A 7,955-nucleotide genomic window follows, 5' to 3' on the forward strand; every position below is an offset into this window, starting at 1 on the left:
GGAGAGGCACCATGCCCAAGCAGTTGCTGATCTACGAATCCGCGGTCCCGGTCTCCGCCGCACGCCACGGCAAGATGTGCCTCGATCCCGACCGGACCTACGCCTTCAGTGCCGGCGTCAACGCCGTGCCGCTGATGGCCGTGGAGTTCATCCGCGCCGCCACCGAGTACGCGATCGTGTTCGCCGCCACCGGCGAGGACGTGCTGCCCGCCGCGGTGCTCGGCGTGCGCCCGGACCAGAACCTGTACCTGTCGGCCGATGCGCACTGGCAGGCCAAGTACATCCCGGCGTTCATCCGCCGCTATCCGTTCGTGTTCTCGGCCAGCGACGACCGCAAGACGCTGACCCTGTGCATCGACGAGTCGCACCCCGGCCTGAACCGCGAGGGCCGCGGCCAGCCGCTGTTCGGCGAGGATGCGAAGGCCTCGCCCTACACCCAGCAGGTGCTGAAGTTCCTGCAGCAGTACCAGGCCCATTTCGAGCGCACCCGCCTGTTCTGCAAGCGGCTCAAGGACCTCGGGCTGCTCGAGCCGATGCAGGCCCGGGTGGTCACCCCGGCGGGCGAGAAGCTGACGCTGGGCGGCTTCATGGTCGTGTCGCGGGCGAAGCTGCGCGCGCTCGACGGCGAGGCGCTCGCCGCGCTCGCGAAGACCGACGAGCTGGAACTGCTCTACCTGCACCTGTACTCGATGCGCAATTTCAGCGACGTGAAGGACCGGCTGATCGGCGCGCTGGCCCTCGATGTGTCCGAGCCCGCCGCCTCCGACGCCGAGGCCGCGCCGGCCGAGGCCCCCGCAGTCCACTGAAGGCGGCTCGCGTCGCCGGGGCGGCGCACGGGCGCGCCCCGGCCTCGCGGCCGACGCTGAACCATGTCCGGACAACCCGCCTCGGTCTACTCGATCGCCGACGAGCAGCGCACGCGCGCCGAGTCGACCGCCTGGACGCATTTCATCGGCGCGGCGGACAGCGCCGAATTCTTCGCCTCGTGGCTGGCGCTGCTGGGCACCCGCATCGAGCGCGCGCGGGCGGCGCTGCTGCTGGTCGGCGACGGCGTGGGCGGGGCCTACGGCGTGGCCGCCGCCTGGCCCGACCCGCAGCGTGACCTGCAGTACCTCGGCAGCGTCGCGCAGCGGGCGCTGACCGAGCGCAGCGGCGTCGTCACCGCGCCGGGCGGCGGCGAGCCGGGCGCGGACGGCGCGGCGCACGTCGGCTACCCGGTCGAGATCGACGGGCGGCTGGTCGGTGCGGTCGTGCTCGACATGGGCGCCGGCTCCGTCGGCGGCCTGCAGAACGCACTGCGCCAAATCCATTGGGCCAGCGCCTGGCTGATCGACCACTTCCGCCAGCAGTTGCTCGGCGAGCGCGAAGCCGAGCTGGCGCGCGTGGGCTTGCTCAACGAGCTGATGGCCAGCGCACTGCAGCACCGCCAGCTCCAGCCCTCGGCCCTGGCCGTGGCCAACGAACTCGCGATGCTGATGCAGTGCGACCGCGTGTCGATCGGCTTCGAGGACCGCGGCGAGGTGGTGCCGATCGCGCTGTCGCACACCGCCACCTTCGACCGCCGTTCCGACCTGGTGCGCACGATCGCCGAGGCGATGGACGAGGTGCTCGACCTGGGCGTCGCGGTCGTGCTGCCGGTGGCGGACGGCGACGAACTCGGCGCGATCGCCCATGCCGAAGTCGCGCGCGCGCTGAAGGTGCAGGCGCTGCTGTCGGTGCCGCTGCTGCACGAGGCACAGACCATCGGCGTGATCACGCTCGAGCGCAACACCGGCCCGGCGTTCAGCGAATCCGAGCAGCGCACCGTGCGCGCGCTCGGCGTGATGCTGGCGCCGCTGTGGGTGCTGGTCCGCCAGCAGGAGCGGCCGTGGTGGCAGCGCGCCCGCGACGGCGGCCGCGCCGCGTTGCAGGCCACGTTCGGGCCGAGCCACCCGGGCGCCAAGCTGATCGGCGGGCTGGTCGGCGTCGCGCTGCTGGCGCTGGCGCTGATCCACGCCGACCACCGCGTCGCCGCAAGAACCGTGATCGAGGGCTCGACCCAGCTCGCCTCGGTGGCGCCGTTCGACGGCTTCATCGCCGAGGGCCTGGTGCGCGCCGGCGACACGGTCCGTGCCGGCCAGCCGATGGCGCGCCTCGACGACCGCGACCTGAAGCTCGAGCGCGCGAAGTGGAACTCCGAGCGCGAGCAGCTGCAGCGCAAGTTCCAGGTCGCGATGGCGCAGGCCGATCGCGGCACGATGGGCGTCATCGAGGCGCAGATCAACCAGACCGAGGCCCAGCTCGCGCTGGCGCAGGACAAGCTCGCCCGCACCACGCTGATCGCGCCGTTCGATGGCGTCGTCGTGTCCGGCGACCTGAGCCAGAGCATCGGCACGCCGGTCGAGCTGGGCAAGCTGCTGTTCGAGGTCGCGCCGCTCGCCGGCTACCGGGTGGTGCTGCAGGTCGACGATCGCGACATCGCCCACCTGGCGCTCGCACAGCGCGGCGAGCTGGTGCTGTCCTCCTTGCCGGACCGGGCGCTGCCGTTCACCGTCAGCGCGATCACGCCGGTCGCGACGCAGGTCGACGGGCGCAACGTGTTCCGGGTCGAGGCGCTGATCGACGGGCCGGTCGCCAGCCTGCGGCCGGGCATGGAAGGCGTCGGCAAGGTCGTGGTCGGCGAGCGCAGCCTGCTCTGGATCTGGACCCACAGCTTCTTCGACTGGGCGCGCCTGGCGCTCTGGAACTGGATGCCCTGAGCGGCCGCCCGGGATGACCGCCTCCAACGCGCCGCTGCAAAGCACGCTGTGGTACCGCGTGGCGACGCTGCAGCCGCACCTGCTCGCCCGCGCCAAGCTGCACCGCCACCGCTACCGCGGCGCGCTTTGGTACCTGCTGCAGGACCCGGCATCGGGCCGGGTGCACCGCTTCACGCCGGCCGCGCGGCTGATCCTCGCGGCGATGGACGGGCGCCGCACGATGCAGGACTTGTGGCGGCTCGCGCAGCGCCACCTCGGCGCCGATGCGCCGACCCAGGACGAGCTGATCCAGCTGCTCGGCCAGCTGCACAGCTGCGACCTGCTCGCGACCAACGTGCCGCCCGACGCGCTCGAGCTGTTCGACCGCGGCGAGAAGACCGCGCGCTCGAAGCAGCGCCGCTCCTGGATGAACCCGATGGCGGTGCGCATCCCGCTCTGGGATCCCGGCCGCTTCCTCGACCGCTTCGCGCCCTGGTGGCGGCGCCTGTGGAGCCCCGTCGGCGGGCTGCTGTGGCTGGCCGTGGTGCTGCCGGCGCTGGTGCTGCTGCCGCAGTCCTGGCCCGAGCTCACGCACAACCTCTCGGACCGGGTGCTGCAGGCCGACAACCTGCTGCTGCTCGGGCTCGTGTTCCCGGTCATCAAGGCGCTGCACGAACTCGGCCACGCCACCGCCACGCGCGCGGGGGGCGGCGAGGTCCACGACATGGGCGTGATGCTGCTGGTGATGATGCCGGTGCCGTATGTCGACGCGTCGGCCGCCACGGTGCTGCGCTCGCGCTGGGCCCGCGCGACGGTCGGCGCCGCGGGCATGCTGGTCGAGGTGTTCGTCGCCGCGCTCGCGTTCTACGTCTGGCGCGCGGCCGAGCCGGGCATGACCCGCGCGGTCTGCTTCAACGTGATGCTGGTCGCCGGCGTCTCGACACTCGTCTTCAACGGCAACCCGCTGCTGCGCTACGACGCCTACTACATCCTGGCCGACCTGACCGAGCTGCCGAACCTCGCGCAGCGCGCGACGCGCTACTGGGGTTACCTGGTCGAGCGCTACATCCTGCGCGGCCGCGACGCGGTCTCGCCGGCCGAGACCGCCGGCGAGCGCGTCTGGTTCGCGTTCTACGGCCTGGCGTCGACCGTGTACCGCCTGTTCGTCACCGTCGCGATCGCGCTGTTCATCGGCTCGCGGTTCTTCTTCTTCGGGGTCGTGCTGGCGCTGTGGGCCGTCGCGATGATGGCGATCGCGCCGCTGTGGCGCGCCGTCTCGCAGATCCAGCGTCGCCCGGGCCTGCGCGAGCGGCGCTCGGGCATCCTGGCCGCGGCCGGGCTGGGCGTGGCGGCGCTGGCGCTGGCCGCGGTGTTCGTGCCGCTGTCGTACCGGATGCAGGCCGAAGGCGTGATCTGGCTGCCCGAGCAGGCGACGCTGCGGGCCGGCGCGCCGGGCTTCGTCAGCCGGCTGCTGGTGGCGCCGGGCGAGACCGTGGCCGCCGGCACGCCGCTGGTGCGCAGCGTCGACCCGGCGCTCGATGCGCAGCTGCGCCTGGGCGAGGCCCGCGTCGCCGAACTCGAGGCGACCTACGGCAACGAGTTCGTCGTCGACCGCACCCGCGCCGACCTGGTGCGCGACCAGCTGCTGCTGGAACGCGAGTCGGTCGAGCGCACGCGGGCGCGTGCCGCCGAGCTGACGATCTCGGCGCGCACCGCCGGCGTCTTCACGGTGTCCCGGCCGAACGACCTGCCGGGCCGCCACCTGCGCCAGGGGGAGGTGCTCGGCCACGTGCTGGACGGCGCCACGCCGGTCGTGCGCGTCGTCGTCGACCAGTCGGAAATCGACGGCGTGCAGGCGGCGGTCAAGCGCGTCGGGCTGCGGCTCGCGGACGACATCGGCCGGGTGATCCCGGGCCGCGTCGCGCGCGTCGTGCCGGCCGGCACCGCGGAGGCGCCGAGCCGCGCGCTGCTTGCCTCCGGCGGCGGGCGCATCGCCGCCGATCCGCGCGATCCGCAGGGCAAGAAGACGCTCGCACGCATCTTCGAGATCGATGTCGAGCCGCTCGAGCCGCTCGGCCGCTCGGCTGCGTTCGGACAGCGCGTCCACGTGCGCTTCGAGCTGCACGACGCGCCGCTCGCGACCCAGGCCTACCGCGCGCTGCGGCGCCTGTTCCTGACCCACTTCGATGTCTAGCACCCGCCTGCTGCGCCTGGAGGCCCGCGACATTGCGACCGGCCGGCCGTATGTCGAGCGCGACGACCCCGAGCCGCCGCTGCACGACCGGATCGCGACCGGCGTGTGGCGCACCGCCGTCATGCCGCTGCTGCGCGGCAGCGGCCTGCAGCAGCGGCGGGCGCGGGCGCTGGTTGCGCGCGTCGACGCGCTCGGCGCCGAAGCGAGCGCCTGCGACGACGCGCAGCTGCGCGCGCAGGCGCGGCAGCTGCGCGCGGTGCTGCGGCGCGAAGGCTTCGCGTTCGAGCCGGTGGCGCGCGCCTTCGTGCTGGTGCGCGAGGCGGCCAGCCGCGTGCTCGGCCAGCGCCACTACGAGACCCAGCTGATGGCGGGCTGGTTCCTGCTCGGCGGCTCGCTGGTCGAGATGGCGACCGGCGAGGGCAAGACCTTCGCGGCGACCCTGCCGGCCGTGACCGCGGCGCTCGCCGGCTTGCCGGTGCACGTGATCACCGTGAACGACTACCTGGCCGAGCGCGACGCGGCGACCATGGCGCCGCTGTACGAGTTCTTCGGCCTGAGCGTGGACGCCGTCGTGCACGACATGCCGAACCCGCAGCGCCGCGCCGCCTATGCCGGCGACGTGACCTACGCCAGCAACAAGGAACTCGCGTTCGACTACCTGCGCGACCGCGCCGCGCTCGGCGACCGCGCGAGCCTGCTGCACCTGGCGGTCGAAGGCGTGCGCGGGGGTCGTCAGCGCGCCGGCTCGGTCGTGCTGCGCGGGCTGGTGTTCGCGATCGTCGACGAGGCGGACAGCGTCTTCATCGACGAGGCGCGCACGCCGCTGATCCTGTCGACGACGGTCGATGCCGGGGCCGATGCCGAGCCCTGCGGCATCGCGCTGGACATCGCCGGGGCGCTGGACGAGGGCGCGCATTTCGTCGTCGAGCGCACGCACCTGCGCATCCGCCTGACCGACGCGGGCCGAGAGGAGATCGAGCGGCTGGACGCCGAACTCGACGCGTCGCCGTGGGAGTTCGCGCGCGACCGCGAGGAGAGCGTGCAGCGCGCGCTGGCCGCCGTGCACCTGTATGCGCGCGACCGCCAGTACGTGGTCGTCGACGGCAAGGTGCAGATCGTCGACGAATCGACCGGCCGGATCATGCCGGACCGCGCCTGGGAGCGCGGCCTGCACCAGATGATCGAGGCCAAGGAAGGCGTGGCCCTGACCGGCAAGCGCGAGACGCTCGCGCGCATCACCTACCAGCGCCTGTTCCGCCGCTACCTGCGCCTGGCCGGCATGACCGGCACCGCCACCGAGGTCGCCGGCGAGATCGCCCGCACCTACGGCCTGGCGGTGGCGCGCGTGCCGCTGCACAAGCCGTCGCGCCGCATCGCCGCCGCGGCACGAGGGCTGCCCGACGCGGCCCGCAAGTGGCAGGCGGTGGCCGAGGCGGTGCGGCACGCGGCGATGGAGGAGCGGCGCCCGGTGCTGATCGGCACCCGCACCGTCGAGGCCTCGGAGGCGATCAGCGCGGTGCTGCACGAGCATGGCATCGAGCATGTGGTGCTCAACGCCAAGCAGGACGGCGAGGAGGCGCAGATCGTCGGTGCCGCCGGCGCCGCGGGGCGGGTCACGGTGGCCACCAACATGGCCGGGCGTGGCACCGACATCGGGCTCGACCCGGGCGTGGCCGAGCGCGGCGGGCTGCACGTGATCCTGACCGAATACCACGATTCGCGCCGCGTCGACCGGCAGCTGCTGGGCCGCTGCGCGCGCCAGGGCGACCCGGGCAGCTGCGAGTCCTTCGTCGCGCTCGACGACGAACTGTTCCGCACCCAGGCGCCGCACCTGACGCGCTGGCTTCAGGCCCGCGCCGCGACCGCACCGGCCGGGCTGCCCGCGTGGGCGACCGAATGGTTGCGGCGGGTCGCGCAGTCGGCGGCGGAGCGGCGCCATGCCGAGGTGCGGATGCAGACATTGAAGCAGGACCGGCAACTGTCGCGCCTGCTGGCGTTTTCGGGGAGAGGCGAATGAACACACGGATGACGCTGGCGCTGGTCGCCTCGCTCGCGGCGCTGCCGCCCACGGCCGCCCGCGCGGGCAGCTTCGAGTGTCTGATGGACGCGTGGCAGACGGTCGAGATCCGCAGCCCGGCCGAGGGCCTGATCGACAAGGTCTACGTGCAGCGTGGCGACGCGGTGCGCAAGGGGCAGCCGCTGGTCGAGCTGGTCTCGAACGCCGAGCGCTCGGCGGCCGAGTCGGCGCGCTACCGCTCGCAGATGCAGGGGCCGGTCAACCAGTCGCGCAACCGGCTCGACTACGCGACCAAGAAGCTCGCCCGCGCCACCGAGCTGGCGCAGCAGAACTTCACCTCGGCCGAGTCAAGAGACCAGGCCGAGGCCGAGCGCCGCGTCGCCGAGAGCGAACTGCAGGCCGCGACCGAGAACCGCGAGCTCGCCAAGATCGAGCACCGCCATGCGCTCGACCTGCTGAGCCTGCGCACGATGAGCAGCCCGTTCAACGGCGTCGTCGTCGACCGCATGCTCAACCCCGGCGACATCGCCGAGGCCGGCACCGGCCGCAAGGCGATGCTGAAGATCGCGCAGATCGACCCGCTGCGGGTCGACGTGGTGTTCCCGGCGGCCCTGTTCGGCCAGCTGAAGCCGGGCATGAAGGCGATGGTCGTGCCCCATGGCCTGGGTGGCCGGCACGCTGCCAGCGTGAAGCTGGTCGACAAGGTGATCGACGCCGCCAGCGGCACGTTCGTTGCCCGCCTGGAGCTGCCGAATCCGACGCTGGCGCTGCCCGGCGGGCTGCGCTGCCAGGCCGAATTCGACGGTCTGGCGGCGCCGGCGCCGACGGCTCGCGCCCCGGTACGCCCCGCGCCCTGAGACGCGCGCGTTTGCCATCCGGAGTTACGTGACCCCCAAACTAGGGGGTACAAGAAAAGTTAACTTCCGTGAATTAGTTCATGCGGTTACAAACTGTGAGCGTCCGGTCTCGGTATACCTGAGTGTGTTCCATCGGGGGTTTCCGGCGCGTTTCGAGCCGGAGTCCATCC

General features: G+C 72.7%; 5 protein-coding genes. All 5 read left to right on the forward strand.

Annotated elements, in window-relative coordinates:
• The first annotated feature begins 11 nt into the window (after positions 1-11).
• The 5 genes from ACWH49_RS16620 (at position 12) to ACWH49_RS16640 (ending at position 7,785) form a co-directional block, all read left to right on the forward strand.
• Positions 12-806: a SapC family protein gene (locus tag ACWH49_RS16620; RefSeq protein WP_448172467.1), complete on the forward strand. Its 795-nt coding sequence runs from the start codon at positions 12-14 to the stop codon at positions 804-806.
• Positions 807-869: 63 nt separating this feature from the next.
• Positions 870-2,738 (forward strand): HlyD family efflux transporter periplasmic adaptor subunit, encoded by a 1,869-nt coding sequence (locus ACWH49_RS16625; protein ID WP_448172468.1) that lies wholly within the window; start codon positions 870-872, stop codon positions 2,736-2,738.
• 13 nt (positions 2,739-2,751) lie between these two features.
• The gene (locus tag ACWH49_RS16630; protein WP_448172469.1) at positions 2,752-4,911 is read left to right on the forward strand and encodes a hypothetical protein; all 2,160 of its coding nucleotides are present in this window, start codon (positions 2,752-2,754) and stop codon (positions 4,909-4,911) included.
• Entirely contained in the window at positions 4,904-6,928 is a 2,025-nt protein-coding gene (locus ACWH49_RS16635; protein WP_448172470.1) for a preprotein translocase subunit SecA, read from the forward strand. Before ACWH49_RS16630 ends, ACWH49_RS16635 begins: the two co-directional genes overlap by 8 nt.
• Positions 6,925-7,785, forward strand: coding sequence for an efflux RND transporter periplasmic adaptor subunit (locus ACWH49_RS16640; protein ID WP_448172471.1), 861 nt, complete (start codon positions 6,925-6,927; stop codon positions 7,783-7,785). The genes ACWH49_RS16635 and ACWH49_RS16640 overlap by 4 nt, the downstream gene beginning before the upstream one ends.
• Positions 7,786-7,955: the final 170 nt, after the last annotated feature.

This window comes from Rhizobacter fulvus, assembly GCF_964020785.1.

Bases quoted from the DNA above. Each gene is read 5' to 3' on its own strand.
- ACWH49_RS16620 (WP_448172467.1), top strand. From the start codon at position 12: ATGCCCAAGCAGTTGCTGATCTACGAATCCGCGGTCCCGGTCTCCGCC.
- ACWH49_RS16625 (WP_448172468.1), top strand. From the start codon at position 870: ATGTCCGGACAACCCGCCTCGGTCTACTCGATCGCCGACGAGCAGCGC.
- ACWH49_RS16630 (WP_448172469.1), top strand. From the start codon at position 2,752: ATGACCGCCTCCAACGCGCCGCTGCAAAGCACGCTGTGGTACCGCGTG.
- ACWH49_RS16635 (WP_448172470.1), top strand. From the start codon at position 4,904: ATGTCTAGCACCCGCCTGCTGCGCCTGGAGGCCCGCGACATTGCGACC.
- ACWH49_RS16640 (WP_448172471.1), top strand. From the start codon at position 6,925: ATGAACACACGGATGACGCTGGCGCTGGTCGCCTCGCTCGCGGCGCTG.